Here is an 18,938-nt window from a genome sequence, read left to right on the forward strand (position 1 = left end):
GGAAAAATGTAGCTAAATAAAAAATATTTGAATTTTGTTCTGTTGAATTGCTGCATGGCATTTGGTCATTACACAATAAGTATATTCACTTTCTTACCCGTAGCCAAATAAATTGATAAAAATTTAAGTCAATAAATGCACTATCAAATAATTAATAACAATTATCCGCATGATTTTATTGGGAAATTCGCTTACTGATGTTTTTGCGGATAATCATTAGAATTAAATAGTCTATAAATTACTAATACATTGAATGACTTAATCACCACCTACTTGGCTGACTACTGTTAAGAAAACCAATGTTCGCAATAAATAATCCAATCAGTAGACTAAACTAGTACAGTTATAATGGTACAATAATGTATTAGTATGAAGAGAAATAAAATAAAAAAAGAAAGACCATTTTCACGGTCTTTCTTTTTGATATAAACTTAGTAGTAGTATTACTTATTATTTGATAAATAGCATTTCTCTATATTTTACTAGAGGCCAAGATTCATCATCTACCAAGAGCTCTAATTTATCTACAGCATATCTGATTTTATCAAAGAAAGCTTCTTTGACATCTGTGCTATAACCTTTTGCTCTTTTGACAATATCATCCTCCTTATTGAGTTTCTTTCTAGCCTCAATCATTTGGTTAACATTAGATTTTAACGACTCCAAATGACGACTCACATCTTTGATTGTCTCAATTGCAGCTGTGTTGTCTAAGCCAAGACCTTGAAGTCCATTAGCATTCTCAATCAACTTATTTTGATATAGAATAGCTGTAGGAATGATATGATTCAAAGCAAGGTCGCCCATTACTCTAGACTCAATCTGAACCTTCTTGATATAATTTTCAAGCATGATTTCGTGTCTTGCATGCAATTCGACATGTGAAAGAACATTATGTTTCGAAAACACCTCAATAGATTTTTTATCTAAATATGTATCCAAAGCAAAAGGTGTACTTTTTAGGTTAGACAAACCTCTTTTTTCAGCTTCTTTCTCCCATTCCTCAGAATAGCCATCACCTTCAAATCTAACTTTCTTACTATCCTTGATGTATTTTCTTAATACATTTACAATAGCAATTTTCTTCTCCTTACCTGCAGACATTTCCTTATCAATATCTTTTGCAAGTTGTTTCAAAGTCTCTGCTACGATGACATTCAACACAGTCATAGGACCAGCAGAATTTGCTTGAGAACCAACTGCTCTGAACTCAAATTTGTTTCCAGTAAACGCAAACGGAGAAGTTCTATTTCTATCTGTGTTGTCCAATATGATTTCTGGGATTTTAGAAATACCCAACTTCATATACATATTGTCACCTTTCTCGATCTTTATGTTACCGTTTTTCTCAAGCTCATCTAGGACACCGCTAAGTGTTGAACCCAAGAATACAGAAATAATTGCAGGAGGTGCTTCATTTGCTCCCAATCTGTAATCATTACCTGCAGAAGCTATACTAGCTCTTAACAAGTCTGCATAATCATATACAGCTTTTACAGTAGCTACCAAGAAAGTTAAGAATTGAAGATTCTCTCTTGCCGAATTACTTGGCTGGAATAAGTTAACTCCAGTATCTGTGATCAAAGACCAGTTATTGTGCTTTCCTGATCCATTTACACCAGCAAATGGCTTCTCGTGGAACAATACTTTCAAATCGTGTCTTTCAGCTACTTTGTCCATCACATCCATCAAAAGTTGGTTGTGATCCACAGCTTTATTAATTTCTTCAAAAAGAGGTGCTACTTCAAATTGTCCTGGAGCTACTTCATTGTGACGTGTTGAAACTGGAATACCTAATTTTAAGGCTTCAATTTCAAAATCCATCATAAATTCCTTTACCCTAGTAGGGATAGTTCCAAAATAATGATCCTCCAATTGCTGACCTCTAGCGGGATTGTGACCAAATACTGATCTACCAGCCATTACCAAGTCAGGTCTTGTAGCAAACAATGCTTTATCTATTACAAAATACTCTTGCTCTACACCTAAAGATGGTGTGATTTTCCTTACATTTCTATCAAATAGTTGACATATTGCAACTGAAGCTTCATTAATAGCTTCGATTGATTTCAAAAGGGGGGTTTTGTAATCTAAGGCTTCACCTGTGTAAGCAACGAAAATAGTTGGAATACAAAGTGTATTGCCAAAAATGAATATAGGTGAAGAAGGATCCCATGCAGTATAACCTCGTGCTTCAAAAGTAGAGCGGATACCGCCATTTGGGAATGAAGATGCATCAGGCTCTTGCTGAACCAATGCTGATCCCTTAAATTTCTCGATACCAGCATGTGCATCAAAAAAAGCGTCGTGCTTCTCAGCGGTAGAACCTGTCAATGGCTGAAACCAGTGTGTATAGTGGGTCACACCTTTACTCAAAGCCCAAGTTTTTATGGCTGAAGAAACCTCTTCGGCTGTAATTGGATCAATTTTAGAACCTTTTTCGATTGCTTCAACGACCTTTTTGTAAACCGTAGGTGCCAAAGACTCTTTCATCTGCTTGGTACCGAATACACTTTCTCCATAATAATCAGAAATCTTAAGCGAAGGTGGAGTAGCCGTAACGCTTGGTCTGCTTTGCGCCAATAAAAGCGCTCTTTGTCTTAAAGTTGCCATTTCTACAATAAGTGGTTTGATTTTATACTTACAAAAATAGAAAATTATATCTACTTTAAAGCAAATAGCTGATTTTTAAACCAATTTTTCAAAAAAAATACAGTTTTTTCAAAAAAACAGGACGGAAATTAGGAAAGTAAAGCTATTCCATATGTTTTTGAGGGAAATAATTAGAAAATTGAAAACCTGAGTTAAATAATTAACTTTGCATTCTAAAATACTAGGATACATTGTGAAAAAAGTAGCATTTTATACATTAGGCTGTAAATTGAATTACTCTGAGACATCTACTATTAGCAGAATGTTTGAGAAAAAAGGCTATCAAAAGGTGGAGTTTGATGAAAATCCAGATATTTTCATCATCAACACCTGTTCTGTAACAGACAATGCAGATAAAAAATGTAAAAAAATCGTCAAAGAGGCAAAAAAAATATCCCCAAACTCTTATGTGACGATTATTGGATGCTACGCACAACTGAAACCAAAGGAAATCGCTGAAATCAAAGGTGTGGATGCTGTCTTGGGAGCAGCAGAAAAGTTTAGATTGATAGAATTATTGGATGGCTTTGCCAAAGAGCAAGAAACAAAAGTCCTAGCTTCTGAAATCCAAGACGCTACCGTATTCAACAATGCATTCTCCATACATGATAGAACTAGAACATTCTTGAAAGTTCAAGATGGTTGTAATTATGGCTGTGCTTTTTGCACAATCCCACTGGCGCGAGGAAAAAGTAGAAGTGATAGTACCAAAAATATCCTAAAGTCAGCAAGAGAAATTGCCGCAACAGACGTAAAAGAAGTAGTGCTTACCGGAGTGAATATTGGTGACTTTGGAATTCAGGAAGGAAAAAGAGAAGAAAGATTCATCGATTTGGTCAAAGCTATTGACGAGATTGAAGGAATAGACCGGATCAGAATTTCTTCTATAGAACCAAATCTACTGACAAATGAAACAATCGATTTTGTATCTACATCACAAAGATTTGTCCCACATTTCCATATCCCACTCCAATCAGGAAGTAACCAAATCCTGAGAAAAATGGGGAGAAGATATCTTCGTGAACTGTATGAGGATAGAGTAAGCAAAATAAAAAGCCTTATGCCTCACTGCTGCATAGGTGTGGATGTCATAGTTGGATTCCCGGGAGAGACAGACGAATTATTTTTGGAGACTTACAATTTCCTCAACAACCTTGATATTTCTTATTTACACGTTTTCACTTACTCTGAGCGTGCCAACACCCGAGCTACTGAAATGGAAGGTGTAGTTCCAATGAAAGTACGAAATGAAAGATCCAAAATGCTGAGGATTCTTTCTGAGAAAAAAAGAAGGAATTTCTACGAGGAAAATCTAGGAAAAACTTTTACCGTACTATTTGAAGATGATGTGGAAGATGGTAAAATGCATGGATTCACGGAAAACTATATTCGTGTTTCTGCCAAGTATGACCCTATCCTGATCAATGAACTCAAGACAGTAACCCTAAAAGAAATAAATGATAAAGGCAATGTAGAAGTTATGGAGCCAGAGTTGGTTTATGAAAAACACTAAATACCAACATACTTACAATTGAAATATAAGAAAATCAAAACTGGCATTTGGGTATACCCTGAATAAGCGTGATTTTAAATATTGTAGTTGTAATTTCAATTCCTATCAGTAAGCTCAAATACTTCTCCATCCTGAATTACAATTTCTTTGGTCACTATCTTAGGAATCTCATTTTCGTAATGACTTACAAATATCATTGATATCAAAGGATGCTTACCTATGTGGTTTAGTGCATCCAAAAACACCAAACTTTGGTCTTCATCCATTCCCTGGGTTGCTTCATCCAATACCAATAAAGCAGGTGATTTGATCAATGCTCTAGCCAAAAGACAAAATCTCTGGGTTTCTAGAGGCACTTCATTGAACAACAATCCAGCTACATTGGTCATTCGGAACAAAGCCAACCACTCCATAGCTTGGATTTCTTGTTCAGGAGTAACTTTTTTGAACAAACCCATGGTATCAAAAAGACCAGACAACACTACTTTGATGCATGTTTGGTTTCGAGGAAAAAATCTAGACAATTCTGCAGAAACAAAACCTATATGCTTCTTGATACCCCAAATAGTCTCACCTGTTCCTCTTTTTCGATCAAACAAAACAATATCGTTGGCATAAGCTTGGGGGTTTTCTCCGATAATCAGACTTATCAATGTGGATTTTCCTGCACCATTGTGTCCTTTCAATGACCAACATTCCCCTTGCTTGATTTCCCAATCCAAACCTTTTAAGATTTTCTTTTGGCCATATACCACCGTCACCTGATTCATACGAACTAAAGAGTCGAATTTCTGAATAGCCTTGATGTGGATTAATTTATCCAACTTGTCTAAATCAAAGTGAAAGAACTTTTTTTCCTTTTGAATATCATATGAATTAAGAAAATCTTCTCGAATCATAGTCACCAACTCACCGTCCTGCAAGACCCCTACATGGGTGACGACATCTGGAATTTGATCAGGCTTTGTGGCCACTATTATTTGAATGCCGGAATCAACTATTTTTCTCAGAATCCCATCAAACTGATTTCTTGTTTTTTTATCCAAACCTGTCATTGGTTCATCCATCAGAAACAACATGGGATTTTTTAGCAAGGCTGATGCTATTGCCAGTCGGCGTGTTTCACCATTTGACAATTTCAAGATTGATTCAGTCAGCAAATGTCTGATATTTAACAAATGAATTACCTTGTCAAGATTCCAATACCCTTCAATTTTAGAATCTACATTTTCTAAATATTCCTTTACGGTATGTGCAGAATCTGATTCGGAAGAATTGAAGCGCTGCTGATAGTAGAAATTCTGAAGATTATCCTTGTTTGTAAAAGTGTATTTTTGGCTTACGAAGGCAACCAAGTCCCTGTAACTATTGACTTGGCTTTTTTGCAGACTTTGTTGTCTATAATTGTCAGCGAAATCAAAGCTCAAACTCCCTGAGAAAACCACAGATTTCCCCATAATGGTGTCTAAGAAACTGTTCTTTTCTATACTTGAAGCGCTGACAATCGCCCAGTTTTCATCTTTTTTCATCAAAAAATCAAGATTTTGGAAAAGCACATTATTCATGCTCTTTACACAAACTTGATTCATTGACAGAAATGAATTTTTACTCATCAAACAAAACTTTCCTTTCCAATGCTTATTATTCTATTCGTAACGTAACGACTCAATAGGATCCAACTTACTTGCTTTAAAAGCGGGAATATAACCTGAGGAAAGTCCTACAAAAACACAAATAACAAATGATACGAAAATCCATAGCCAAGGAACCAAAAAGCCTCCAGGCCCAATCAAGTTAGCTACAACATTTCCAATCCCAATGCCCAAAATCACCCCAAAAACGCCTCCGATAAGACAAATTACAATTGCTTCTATTAAGAATTGCTGTCTAATCCTTAAGGGAGTCGCTCCCAAAGCTTTCCTGATTCCAATCTCTCTAGTTCTTTCAGTTACTGACACCATCATGATATTCATCAATCCAATAGATGCACCGACTAAAGTAATAAATCCGATAGTAAACCCTCCAATCCTCAAATATCCAGCGACCTCCTCTAAACTCTCTCCAACAGTTTGGCTTTTAGTGATTTCAAAAGAATCATCTTCACCTATTCCATCTTGCCTAATTTTTCTCATAATTCCGGTAGCTTGACCCATTTCATACTGAAGATTTGCAGGATTGGATCCACTCGCCGTAATGGTGTATCTAAATGTCCCTCTTCTATCCAATCTACTTCCATTTTGGATTGGGATAAATATTGCCCTGTCAGCACCAGAACCGCCACCAACACTTCCTTGCTTTTCTATGACTCCTATGATCGTGTATCTATTTCCAAAAAATGAAATCTGTTGATTCAGCGCCTCTTCTTCTTTTTCAAACAATAAATCCACTAATTCTTTACCTACTATGCAAACGTTAGTTCCGTAATCAATCTCAGTTGTACTAAAATTCCTTCCTTTTTCAACCTTAATTCCTTTGATCAATAAATAAAGATCATCCACACCTGTTATTCTAATATTTGGATTCGTTTTTTTGGATCCCCTTTTAACCTCCGCTGCACCAGATAAGGTTGAATAGACAGTAGATAAGCCAATACTTGAAAATTCCTTTTTGAAAGATTGTGCATCCTTGTAGTTCACTAGCGGATAGGATTTCTCTGTCTTTCCATCCTGAACAGCCCTACCTCCCGAAAAACCCCTCGACCTAATATCAAAATTACTAGCTCCCAACCCTGAAAAACTATCTTCTATTTGAGCTTTGATCGCATCAATTGCAGTCAACATACCCACAAGTGAGGTTATACCAATTGCAATGATAGTACCAGTAAGTACCGTACGAAGTAAATTGATCTTAACAGACCTTAACGCTTCTTTTATATTTTCGATCAAATTCATAAAACGTTCAAATTGGAACAGTATTAATTAAAACTTTACTTTTATTACGATTAATATGATGGATTTTATTCAATTACCACAGAAATACCTCTTTTTTTTTCGAAATTTTATATTTGAAGTCAATGCATTCTATCTGACCTTATCTCGAGATTTTCAATTACCTGAGCTTCGTATGCAAGCCATTCCTTCCATCGCGCATTGACACTTTCTTTACCATTGATTTTTCGGGCAAGTTCTATAAAGTTAACATAATGACCCGCTTCTGAAATCATCAGTTCATAGTAGAATTTCTGCAATTCATCATCATTGATTTGGCTTGAAAGTAATTTAAAGCGCTCACAACTTCTTGCTTCGATCAAAGCATTCATGAGAAGATGCTCTGACAGTTGATGCTCTCTACTTCCACCTTTTTTGATAAATTCATTGAGTTTGATAACGTATTCATCCTTTCTTGGCTTTGCCAATACGTAACCTCTCTTTTTCAAATGATACAAAACCCTTTCAAAATGACCCCATTCTTCTGCAACTATTGGCGTGAGTAGATCTTCGACTTCCTGAAAATCATAAAAGTTCACTATCAAAGAAATACATGAAGAAGCTGCTTTTTGTTCACAATAAGCGTGGTCAATCAGAATTTCCCCAATATTCATCTTTGCAATATCGACCCATCTTGGGTCCGTGGGCAACTGCAAATGAAGCATTTTTTGTTTTGTACTTTCTTCCCAATTCATTATCAATCAAATAAAGGCCATGAAATACCAATATCAAGTGTACCCTTCAACCCTGTAAAATCCGGTGTAACGAAATAACCCGGAACAGACAAAAGATTACTATTGACATGATTATATCTTACTAAGACTCTTGTCCTGTTAATTCTTGCATTCAAGAAAAAGTCTATCACAGGATATCCTTCAACATTGGAGAATCTATCTTGGAGATAAAACTGCTGCATGGCTGGATTGTAAGCTTCTGCAAAATGCTCGCTCCTATACCTTCCTTCAAGACCTATCTGGACAAACAAATTTTCATCAAAAAGTGGACTATCAAAGTAAATTCTACTATTCGCAAATATTTCAGGTATTCGAAAATTATCAGCTCCTCCTCCAGTGATCAACGTATAATAAGCTTCCGTTTCCCAGAATAACTTCCCTGCAACATTGAAACTAGTCTTGACACCTGGAATCAACATAAATGCATCTCCAGAAGACTGCGAGGCTTGTTGATCTTGATCAAAAAACACATAATTACTAACTCTGTTGATTGTCAAGTTTGGTCTGATACTCCACCTCTTAAAATCAGCTTTAATCACACCTTGAATTTGATCTATCCCAATATTTGAAAAACGATTGCTCCAGCGGTGATGATTGCCTCTGTATAATTCTTGCATTGATGTAGGCTTGTAAAGTGCCTTGGTATAGGACGCCTCCAAAAATGGAGAAACAAACAAACCATGAATCCTAAAAGCTCCTGGAATTAGGTATTCGCCTTCTGCTTCAAAACTCCATTTTTCGTTTAAATCACCTCGCAAAGCACCACCTATAGAAAGCTCATCAAAACCGTTAGGGCTTACCATGTAAGTGCTTTTCATCCTCCCAGTTCGGAATTTCACAAAGGCATTATAATAAAACAAACCTAAATCACCCTTAAAACCCGCTTCATTCCTCCATTCTGAAAAATGATTATAATTAATTGTGCTATCGACCCTATTGAATATATCAGGATTGTATTCGTCAAAAAAGGCTCCATCTGGCGAATTTAATGCAGATTTAAATGTCACATCCTGTTTTCTTTTATCAAAAACATGGTAAACCTGCCATCCCTTCAACAATTCATACTCGTGATACAAATGGTAATCTTGCCTCAAATCTACTGCACTTGAATTTCTCAGCCACACTTTGGCATCTTCATAAGTAAAATACAAAGAAGTACTATCCACTTCTGGAGGGATAATCCCACCTTGCTCTGCAACTTGATGTCTTCCCCTAGAGAAATTCCCTAAGAGAAAATATTTCTCATTGTCAGATTTATAACTGGTCTGAAATGAATATGAATTATTTACTGTTCCATGGTCATCTCTTCTGGCGGGGTTAAGGGTTTTTGTTGCTCTGATGGTATGGATAGTAAACCCTACATTCCAATTAGGAGTCACATTCCTTGCAAACTCAAGATCCATCATATTCCTATTACCTCCCCCAAAGAACAAGGCCATTTTAGTGTAGGGAGATTTGGTATCAAAATACTTAATACTATCAGGAGAGTGATGATATAAATCATAAGCAGAAAAACCTGACGTGGTACCTATCATTTTTGGAGCTTGGTAAAAGATTGGCTTAGAAGCTGTTCCTATATTTCCCAAGTCTTGATATTTCCAGCCCGATTTGGCTACTGGCTCATAATAATGAAAGCCATTTAACAAGGTATCAAGCTCTTGCTTTTTTATTCTGTTTCTTTTGACATCTTTTTCAAAAAAATACAAAGTTGTTTTTGGACCAAACACCATCTTAGTAGAATCATCTATCAGCTTTTTTCTTCCTGATGAATCATCTTGTTCCTCTTCATCTTCGCCATTTCCTGATTGCTGCCTATTTTGTTGTTGACTTCCTGGAGGGGGAATTCGAGTAGGAATCTGGGAATAGACCTCTTGTGCCAGCAGCATGCACACAAAAAAAATAAATATACTGTATAATTTAATTTTCACGGATATATCCTTTTTCCTTTACGACCTCTGAAATCTTGTCTTTTATCCATTGGGAATCACCTTTACTTAGGTTGATTTCTATTGGAAGGGCAAAAATCGCAATTTCCGCCAAATATTCCCGAAATATAGGGTCTTTAAGTTTGACTGCATCTTTTTCAGTAGTTAAAATTGCTGAATTTGAATTTTGAAGCACACTTTTCACTATATTCTTCACATCACTTATTTTGTAATGATGATGATCAGAAAATGTAAAAACTTCTTTGACCACATAGTGCTTACTTACTTCTTTTCTCAAAAGTTCATCATTCGCGATTCCTGATACCAAAATCACCTCCTTTAGTTTTTGATTTGGTTGATTAACGATTGAAACTGGTTCACCATATTTCAACCCAGCAAAAATAATTTTAGCATGACTATTATAAACCCTTATTTTTTCCTGATAGAAATTCTTGGTGTTTTCATCAAAGTCATCTGGACATTTGGTAACAACAATTATATCAGCACGGACTGCTCCTACCCTCGCCTCTCTCAAAGTCCCAACTGGCACAACTTTATCATCAAAAAATGGCTTTTGGTATGTAGTCAGTAAAATATTCAAATCACCTTTTACATATCGGTGCTGAAATGCATCGTCCAAAAGTATCAGATCAGTAATCGGCAAATTTCCAATAATCATAGGAATCGCCATCACCCTATCTTCACCAACTGCTACAGCTACATTAGCCTTGTATTTTGAATAAATCTGAAAAGGCTCATCGCCGATTTGCGATGCATTGGAATTCTCATTTGCTAGAAAAAAACCAGAGGTTTTTCTACCGTATCCTCTACTAAGGGTACAAATAGAAAGAGAATCTGACAGCATCCTGATCAAAAACTCAACGAAGGGCGTCTTCCCGGTACCTCCCATACTCAAATTCCCCACTACTATCGTTGGAATGGTGAAGGACACACTTTTCTTATAGCCAGTATCAAATAGCCTGTTTCGAACCTTTGTGACACCGTCATAGATAAAAGAAATTGGATAAAGGAGAGGTTCAAACCAAGGCATTTGCAATTTTTAGTTAATTTTGATTGACAAATTAAATTAAAATATATGGTTTATACGATCAAAGAAGTAGTTTCTTACCTCGAAAAGCTCGCACCGCCTGCATATCAAGAGTCTTATGACAATGCGCAATTGATCACTGGAAATTCTAATGACAACGTAAAAGGCATTCTTTGTACACTAGATGCCACAGAGGAGGTGATTGACGAGGCTATTAATCTTGGTTGCAATCTTATCGTAGCCCACCACCCTATTGTATTCAAAGGATTAAAAAGTTTGACTGGGAGAAATTATGTAGAAAGAACCATCATCAAAGCAATCAAAAATGATATCGCAATCTATGCCATCCACACCAATTTGGATCATGTAGCAATTGGAGTAAATAAGCGCATAAGTGACAAGATAGGTTTAGTCAATACTAGCATATTATCACCAAAAAAGAATTTATTGAGTAAACTGACGACATTTGCTCCACAAAAAGACGCAGAAGAAGTAAGCAACGCGTTGTTTGCGGCAGGCGCAGGGAACATTGGAGAATATAGTGATTGCAGCTTTATGGTTGAGGGAAAAGGAACATTCACCCCTTCACCGAAGGCAAACCCTAAAATTGGCCAAAAAGGCATTGCACATATTGAGCATGAAACTAGAATTGAAGTGATTGTGCCAAGTCATCTTGAAAGGAAAATCATTGCTGCATTAAAAGAAGCACATCCTTATGAAGAAGTCGCATATTACTTTCAGAAAATAGAAAATGAAAATCAAGATGTAGGTGCAGGTATGGTTGGAGAATTGCCCAGGAAAATGGATGAAAGGGATTTTTTGGAAATGCTCAAATCAAATATGAACCTTCAAGTAATCAAACATACAAAGTTAAACAGCAAACAAGTGAAAAAAGTAGCTGTATGTGGTGGAGCAGGCATTTTTCTTTTACCAGATGCAAAAAGGTCAGGAGCTGAAATCTTTATTACATCAGACATAAAATATCATGAATTCTTTGATGCTGAAAATCAAATAGTTATTTGTGATATTGGACATTATGAAAGTGAAATCTATACAAAAGAGTTATTATTAGAGTTATTGTCACAAAAATTCACTAATATTGCACTCTATTTGACAAAAGTAGTTACGAATCCCATAACTTACCTATAGTACATGGAAAGTACCGTTGCACAGAGACTTGAAGCATTACATAATCTTCAAAAGATAGATTCCCGCTTAGATTCCATCATTAAAGTTAGAGGAGCCCTCCCTGAGGAAGTCCAAGACCTTGAAGATGAAATCGCAGGCTATGAAACTAGAGTAGAAAAATTCAATACAGACATCCTTAGCCTCGAAGACGAGATCAAGAAGCATAAGGAAAACATCAAAGAGTCTGAAAAGCTGATCAAAAAATATCAAGAGCAGCAGATGAATGTCAGAAATAACAGAGAGTATGACGCCATCACCAAAGAACTTGAACTACAAGACCTAGAGATCCAAGTTTCCAAAAAGAAAATTGGAGAAGCACAAACCAGAATCGAAACAAAAAATCGAGATTTGGATGAGTTGAAAGAAGTTGTAAAAGACAGAAGAAAAGATCTTGACAATAAACAAGGTGAGTTGCAAAATATCGTCAATGAAAGCGAAACCGAAGAGGCAAAACTTAAAATTGATAGAGAAAAAGCACTGAAAAAAATCGAAGAAAGACTAGCTAAGTCTTATTCCAAAATCAGAGTAAATGCCAAAAATGGCTTAGCTGTCGTTTTGGTTAAAAGAGGCGCCTGTGGTGGATGTTTTAACGTAGTTCCCCCACAAAGACAAGCTGACATCCGTGAAAAGAAAAAGCTCATCGTATGTGAACATTGCGGTAGAATACTAGCTGGTGTTGAAGATGAAGTAGAGGAAGAAGTAGCACCAAAGAAAAAGAGAAGTACAAAAACTTCATAATTATAGAGACCTGAAGAAATTCAGGTCTTTTTTTTGCACTATATTTTTTTGTGTTTTCTTAAAAACAAACACTTGACAAATCAGTTAAATTTGTATACATTTCAATTATGAAAAATTTATTTTTAACATTACTCCTCTTTTCCTTCTTTAGTTCGGGATTTTGCAAAAACCCGAATGAAAAAACTTTTTTGATATTATTTGATAAGTCTGAGCTGAAACAAATGAAATCGAGTCCTGAATACATTGAACTTAGCTTAATGAATCTTTTTGACACGAAGTCATATTCAGGAAATTCTGATGCAGCAATAATAGTAAAAACTACAGGATCTATTGACAAATGTCTTTTGGGTGATTTTATCATTAGACTCAACCAAAACACAATTACCACACTTGAGGAAGTCGCTTTTCAAATAGTCGACTTAGATCAATCAAGGGGAGTTTATCAAATTATGCTCGCAGATTTTGAACAAAAAATAGAAAAAAACAATAAAAAATCAAATAAGTTTTTCAAACCACCTTCAGTCCTTTGAGGTGTTCTCCCGAATTGAATTTTATTATTTTGAAAATCCCTGAATCATCAAGATTCAATTCATACAAACCAAGATTTTGGTGATGGAATTCATCCATATATTTCAAATCATATTTCATCAAGACACTCAATAAGATCCGCATAGCCCTTCCGTGCATACAAATCAAAATCAACTTTTCTGGCTTGCCTAAAATATAGTCTATCCCTTTTTTGAGCCTTTGCGCCACAACATTTGGACTTTCACCTCCCGCTATTGCATAATCCAATTCTCCCGAACTCCATTTCTCAAGCATGTGCTGATAATATTTGTTCTCTTCAGGAGTCATAGGAACACCTTCGTATTTTCCCCAGCTAATTTCATTGAGTTCAACTACTCCTTCATGTGGAATACCAAGATCCAAAAAACCCTCTACAGATTGCTTGGTCCTCTGTAATCCTGTATAATAAACTTTCTCAAAAGGAATATCCTTATAAGTATCAAAAAATGCTTTAGCTTGCTTATATCCATTGGAATTCAAAGGAGCATCAATCCCACTTCCCTGTACCACTCCTTTCAAATTGTAATCAGTCTGCCCGTGTCTTACGAGGTAAATTTTTTTACTTAACAAGATTCTCTATTTTTGTTTCAAAGAACAAAGAAAAAACTTTTATTCCATTATCCATGATATTTCCTTCAAACCTTACTATAGATTCTCTCAATCAATGGGGAAAAAATACGATGACCGATTTTTTGGGAATCAAATTTACCCAAATTGGGGAAGATTTTCTAGAAGCAACAATGCCTGTTGACCACAGAACCAAACAGCCCCTTGGATTGTTACATGGTGGTGCGAACGTTGTTCTTGCCGAAACTATGGGAAGCGTAGCAGCTACCTTGACTGTCGATCAGCAAAAACAATATTGTGTTGGCTTGGAGATCAATGCAAATCATGTGAAGTCTGTTAAAGATGGCTTTGTGAAGGGTATAACCAAACCAATACACATTGGTAAAAAAACGCAAATATGGGAAATAAAAATCTATACAGAAAACGAAGAGCTTAGCTGCATCAGTCGAATTACAATGGCTGTGATTGACAAAAAATAATCTGATTACCCGCTATTAAAAAATGATATGCAGACTGCATTAGAGATAAAATTCGATAGTTTAGAACATTATTTAAGTAATTTGCTTGCCCTCCATCTTGAGAAGGGGCATCAAATAGCAGTATGGAGAAAACCAAAATCCCAGTTTCTACAGATACTCATAGATAAATCAGGAAAAGCAAAAAAAGTCTCTCCTTTTCTTGAAGAACTACCTGCGGGTTTTATTGTGCACCCTTTTGAAGACCAAGAGGATAAAAAAGCTTATTATTTGGAAGCAAGCTCTTACTTCAAAATTGATCTAAACATTCCTCTAGAGGATCAAAAAGAAAGTATAGACGCTATAAGTATCATCAAAACAAACACCGAAAGCAAAACACCGATCAACAAATCACTTTTTTCATCAGGAGAAAATGGCTTGAGAGAATCATATTTTGAATGCAGCAAACAAGATTTTGTTGAACTTGTAGAAAAAGGTATCCAAGCAATCGAAAATGGTGAACTCAACAAAATTGTACCCGCAAAACTGAAAAAGATTGAGTTAACAAAAGAATTTGACCTTGTAAATTCTATCAAAAGCCTGATTCATGCATATCCTAATGCATTTATTAATTTTTTCCATATCCCTGAAGTAGGTTCTTGGCTTGGTGCTTCGCCTGAAGTATTGATACAGACAAAGGGAGATCTTTTTTCCACAATGGCATTGGCTGGAACGCAAAAAGCAGTAGGTGACAATCCTTTGAAGAATACAGCTTGGACACAAAAAGAAATCGAGGAACAAGCACTAGTAAGTAGATACATTGTAGATTGCTTCAAAAAAATCCGATTGAGAGAATATGATGAAATCGGACCAAAAACTGTTTTAGCTGGTAATTTGCTTCATCTGCGATCTGATTTCAAAGTAAATATGAAGGGAACAAATTTCCCTCAGCTTGGATCAGTAATGCTGGAGCTACTCCATCCCACCTCAGCAGTCTGTGGAATGCCTAGAAAAGAAGCTTTTGATTTCTTACGTACACATGAAAAATTCGACAGATCGTTGTTTGCTGGATACATCGGCCCTGTAAATATTGAAGAAGAGACTTCCATATACGTTAATTTGAGGACAGCCCGGCTGATGGATGGTTTTGCGATTCTTTATGCAGGAGCTGGAGTCACCGAAGATTCAGATCCGGAAAAAGAATGGGAGGAAACAGAAATGAAATGTGACATAATTGGACAACACCTAAATCTTCAGAAAAAGCTTTGATCTTAGAACCAATTCTTAATCTTGTCTCCATTTGTAGCCAAAAAGGAGTTAACAATGCTATCCTCTCACCTGGATCAAGATGTGCACCCATCACTTTGGCTTTTGTGAGACATCCAAAAATTCATTCAAGAACAATTTCCGATGAAAGAGCTGCAGCATTTATCGCATTGGGAATGGCGCAACAATTGGAAAAACCAGTGGCTTTGGTTTGCACTTCAGGTTCAGCTGCATACAACTATGCTCCAGCAATTGCTGAAGCATTTTTCCAACAGATTCCTTTGATTGTAATCACTGCTGATAGACCGCCAGAATGGATCGATCAATGGGATGGTCAAACCATTAGACAAGAAGACATCTACGGAAAGCATGTAAAAGGGTCCTTCTCTTTCCCTGATGATTTCCAGCACAAAGACAAAGTATGGCATGCAAACAGAATAGCCAATGAGGCGATTAACTTGGCTCAACAGTTCCCTGCTGGGCCAGTACATATCAATATACCTTTACGAGAGCCATTCTATCCAAATGCTGACGAGCAATTCAGTTTTGATTCAAAAGTCAAACAGATAGAAGCTATCATTACTGAACCGGTGATTTCTAGCGAAACCAAAGAGAAACTAAAATCAAAACTTTCCAGGTTCAATAAAATCCTAATCGTACCCGGGCAGCAAAAGCCGAATGAAAAGCTCCAAAAAATACTAAATCAAATTGCTTCTTTGAACAAGGCTGTGGTCGTAACTGACACCATATCAAACCTTCAATCCGAAGAAACCGTCAACTTTCACGACCATTTCATCGGTAGCACAGTTTTTCAAAAAGACTTGAACCCAGACTTGATTATCTCTTTTGGCAAATCTATCATTTCCAAAAATCTCAAATTGTTCCTCAGAAATTCAGAAGCTGAGCATTGGCATGTTTCGAATGGTGGATACTCGCCCGACACTTATCAAAACTTGACTCACACGATACATTGTCAACCTATTTCTTTCCTTACATTTTTCGAGGAAAATATGGCTTCAAATGAATTCTATTCATCTTCTTGGAACTTGCTTGAAGAAAAAACCAAAAACAACGTGCCAAAAGTATTTTCCCAAACAGAATTTGGAGAATATAAAGCGATAGCATCCTGTCTGAAATTCATTCCCCAACACGCCAAACTTCATGTAGCAAACAGTATGGCCATAAGATATGTGAATCTTTTGGGAATAAGAAAACAAGAAGTGATCTGCAATAGAGGAACAAGCGGAATCGATGGAAGCAATAGCACAGCAGTAGGTTGCACTTTCACTACCAAAGACCCTGTGACATTGATCACGGGAGATTTAGCTTTCTTTTATGATAGAAATGCGTTTTGGCATAATTACACCATGCCGAATCTTAGAATAATTTTGCTCAACAATCATGCAGGTGGAATATTTAGGTTAATCGATGGTCCATCCAAACAACCTGAATTGGAGGAGTTTTTCGAAACCAAACAGACATTATCAGCCCGAAACCTTTGCAAAGACTTTGGTTTTGAATACCATCATATAGTTGATGAAAAGAGTTTGAACGACGTAATGGAGAATTTTTACCATAAATCCTTGAATCCCAAAATCATTGAAATCAAAACTGAGAGTCACAAAAATGCAGAGATATTGAAATGGGTGAAGACAAAGATCAATGAAGGATTGATATAACTAAGTTTAAAATGAATCTACACTTCCATATCTATGGAATTTGCAATTCTAATTGCAAATATTAAAACCCATGCAGTCCAAATATTTTGGGTGTAGTTGCAAACTACACCCAGACGGTTAGTGATTCATTTTTAAGGATGTCTCAAAAATTGGAGCGAACCCTAAGTGTAGATTGAATCTACACTTTCATATCTATGCAATTTGCAATTCTACTTTCAAATATTAAAACCCTCGAAGTCGAAATATTTTGGGTGTAGTTGCAAACTAGACCCAGGCGGTTTGTTGAAAACCTTATAGCATGTTTTAGGTAAAAATATGGATCCAATTTCCCATACTCAGACCTCTTTTAATTTCACAGCAAAGATCAAAGCCAAAACAAGCAGGCCTACAAAAACAAATAGCATTGTTGGAATCCCAAAAATTGAAGATAAAGTCCCCAAACCTGCTCCAACTAAAGTAAACACACCAATCATGGTGTTGGAGAGAGATACATAAAGTGGTCTTTCGTCACTTGGAGCAAAATCTACCAAATACGTTTTTCTGCTTAATCGAGCACCGCCATGAGCCATCACTTGAATCAAAAACAAACCTGCGAAAGTATATATGTTCTTCCATGCTTCAGGCCAAATTGGAAAAATAGCCATCAAAGAAATGTTTACAATACCCATTAGTGAAACCCACACCATCAACTTCTTGCTTGACTGATCTGCAAATCTTCCCCAAAATGGACTACTTATAATATTGGCGATACCAGCCGCGATGACCATTAACCCCAAATTAGTAGCTTCATTCCCTAACTCTTCTTTTCCTAAGATCACAAAAAATGGCTGTGCAAGTGGAATGGCCATCAAAAGCCCTCTGGTAAGGACAAATATTCTTAAGTTAGCGTCCTTCTTCCAAATTACCCAACCATTTTTTAATTCATTGATTGGAGATCTTCCGCCATCTGTGGCTCCAGCTTGTTCTGAAATAAGTGCAAAAAACAATGCCGAAAGGATCCACAAAAATGCTCCTGACAGTACTACCCAAAACAATAGATTATTATCCTGCTCCTTTTCTAAATCCTGAAGGATAAATACCCCTGCACCTAAAGTTAAAATACCACCAATCGTAGATCTCAAAGCCAATAACTGTCCTCTTTTCCCTTTGGGAATCGTTTTGGCAATGACATCCTTGAAACTGATACTTGCTACACCACTAGCCAAAGAGTAAACTAACAGAAGCAAAAGGATCAAGTAACCTGCGAAACTCCCTTCCAATCTCAAAACAACAAAAGCCATCAGCAACAAAGCCAAAGCTTGTAAAACCGCAGGTACTACCCAAAACCATTTTCTGACAGGATACTTTCTGATTTTTGCAGAAACAAATAGCTGGGGCAATAGCGAGCCTGCATCCTTGATGGGAACGAGTGCTCCAGAAAAAGCATTTGGGACTCCAAGAGATGACAATATCCAAGGGAGTGTGGTACCTGGACTTACAAGCTGTTCCGCAAGTTTGGATAAAGCTCCACTGAGTACATTTTTGAAATAATTACCGGGCGTTTCTTCGCAGGCAGAATCAGGAATGGCATCACAGGCCCTCTCCTCTCCATCATCCGTAATCAAATCATAAGCTTTATCGGCTAAACTTTTATCAGGCATAGCCAAAATTAAGAAACCTTTCTCTAAACCATTTAAGGG

General features: G+C 36.5%; 15 protein-coding genes. 7 read left to right on the top strand and 8 right to left on the bottom strand.

What is annotated here, in order from left to right; all coding sequences use genetic code 11:
- Positions 1-450: 450 nt before the first annotated feature.
- Positions 451-2,613, bottom strand: a complete 2,163-nt coding sequence (locus MM213_RS12100) for a glutamine synthetase III family protein (protein WP_241412621.1) — start codon at positions 2,611-2,613, stop codon at positions 451-453.
- A 232-nt stretch (positions 2,614-2,845) separates the two neighbouring features.
- Here MM213_RS12100 and mtaB point away from each other — a divergent pair, with 232 nt between their 5' ends.
- Positions 2,846-4,165, top strand: a complete 1,320-nt coding sequence (gene mtaB / locus MM213_RS12105; RefSeq protein WP_241412802.1) for a tRNA (N(6)-L-threonylcarbamoyladenosine(37)-C(2))-methylthiotransferase MtaB — start codon at positions 2,846-2,848, stop codon at positions 4,163-4,165.
- 95 nt (positions 4,166-4,260) lie between these two features.
- On the opposite strand, the gene MM213_RS12110 is transcribed toward mtaB, so the two are convergent.
- The 5 genes from MM213_RS12110 to lpxK form a co-directional block, all read right to left on the bottom strand.
- Positions 4,261-5,754, bottom strand: coding sequence for an ATP-binding cassette domain-containing protein (locus MM213_RS12110; RefSeq protein WP_241412622.1), 1,494 nt, complete (start codon positions 5,752-5,754; stop codon positions 4,261-4,263).
- A gap of 57 nt (positions 5,755-5,811) precedes the next feature.
- Entirely contained in the window at positions 5,812-7,056 is a 1,245-nt protein-coding gene (locus tag MM213_RS12115) for an ABC transporter permease (RefSeq protein WP_241412623.1), read from the bottom strand.
- A gap of 119 nt (positions 7,057-7,175) precedes the next feature.
- Complete coding sequence (locus tag MM213_RS12120) at positions 7,176-7,787, bottom strand: MiaE family protein (RefSeq protein ID WP_241412624.1); 612 nt, start codon at positions 7,785-7,787, stop codon at positions 7,176-7,178.
- A gap of 2 nt (positions 7,788-7,789) precedes the next feature.
- Complete coding sequence (locus tag MM213_RS12125; protein ID WP_255806959.1) at positions 7,790-9,712, bottom strand: putative porin; 1,923 nt, start codon at positions 9,710-9,712, stop codon at positions 7,790-7,792.
- Between the two features lie 31 nt (positions 9,713-9,743).
- Positions 9,744-10,802 (bottom strand): tetraacyldisaccharide 4'-kinase, encoded by a 1,059-nt coding sequence (gene lpxK / locus MM213_RS12130; RefSeq protein WP_241412626.1) that lies wholly within the window; start codon positions 10,800-10,802, stop codon positions 9,744-9,746.
- A gap of 45 nt (positions 10,803-10,847) precedes the next feature.
- Here lpxK and MM213_RS12135 point away from each other — a divergent pair, with 45 nt between their 5' ends.
- The 3 genes from MM213_RS12135 to MM213_RS12145 all read left to right on the top strand — a co-directional run bounded on the left by MM213_RS12135 (position 10,848) and on the right by MM213_RS12145 (position 13,255).
- Positions 10,848-11,948 carry a Nif3-like dinuclear metal center hexameric protein gene (locus tag MM213_RS12135; RefSeq protein ID WP_241412627.1) on the top strand — a complete coding sequence of 367 codons (1,101 nt, stop codon included), beginning with the start codon at positions 10,848-10,850 and terminating at the stop codon, positions 11,946-11,948.
- Positions 11,949-11,951: 3 nt separating this feature from the next.
- Positions 11,952-12,725, top strand: coding sequence for a zinc ribbon domain-containing protein (locus MM213_RS12140; RefSeq protein ID WP_241412628.1), 774 nt, complete (start codon positions 11,952-11,954; stop codon positions 12,723-12,725).
- A 107-nt stretch (positions 12,726-12,832) separates the two neighbouring features.
- Positions 12,833-13,255, top strand: a complete 423-nt coding sequence (locus MM213_RS12145) for a hypothetical protein (RefSeq protein ID WP_241412629.1) — start codon at positions 12,833-12,835, stop codon at positions 13,253-13,255.
- On the opposite strand, the gene MM213_RS12150 is transcribed toward MM213_RS12145, so the two are convergent.
- Positions 13,233-13,862 (bottom strand): histidine phosphatase family protein, encoded by a 630-nt coding sequence (locus tag MM213_RS12150; protein WP_241412631.1) that lies wholly within the window; start codon positions 13,860-13,862, stop codon positions 13,233-13,235. The genes MM213_RS12145 and MM213_RS12150 overlap by 23 nt on opposite strands.
- Before the next feature lie 53 nt (positions 13,863-13,915).
- Between MM213_RS12150 and MM213_RS12155 the strand changes: the two genes are divergently transcribed.
- From MM213_RS12155 to menD, 3 genes are read left to right on the top strand one after another with little or no spacing between them, the layout of a single operon-like run.
- Positions 13,916-14,338: a hotdog fold thioesterase gene (locus tag MM213_RS12155; protein ID WP_241412633.1), complete on the top strand. Its 423-nt coding sequence runs from the start codon at positions 13,916-13,918 to the stop codon at positions 14,336-14,338.
- A gap of 27 nt (positions 14,339-14,365) precedes the next feature.
- Positions 14,366-15,583, top strand: a complete 1,218-nt coding sequence (locus tag MM213_RS12160) for a chorismate-binding protein (protein WP_241412635.1) — start codon at positions 14,366-14,368, stop codon at positions 15,581-15,583.
- Entirely contained in the window at positions 15,580-17,259 is a 1,680-nt protein-coding gene (gene menD, locus MM213_RS12165; protein WP_241412636.1) for a 2-succinyl-5-enolpyruvyl-6-hydroxy-3-cyclohexene-1-carboxylic-acid synthase, read from the top strand. The genes MM213_RS12160 and menD overlap by 4 nt, the downstream gene beginning before the upstream one ends.
- 335 nt (positions 17,260-17,594) lie before the next feature.
- On the opposite strand, the gene MM213_RS12170 is transcribed toward menD, so the two are convergent.
- A complete protein-coding gene (locus tag MM213_RS12170; protein ID WP_241412637.1) occupies positions 17,595-18,899 on the bottom strand; it encodes an MFS transporter in 1,305 nt (434 codons plus the stop codon).
- Positions 18,900-18,938: the final 39 nt, after the last annotated feature.

The sequence above is a fragment of the Belliella alkalica genome (assembly GCF_022549785.1).
Lineage (GTDB): Bacteria > Bacteroidota > Bacteroidia > Cytophagales > Cyclobacteriaceae > Belliella > Belliella alkalica.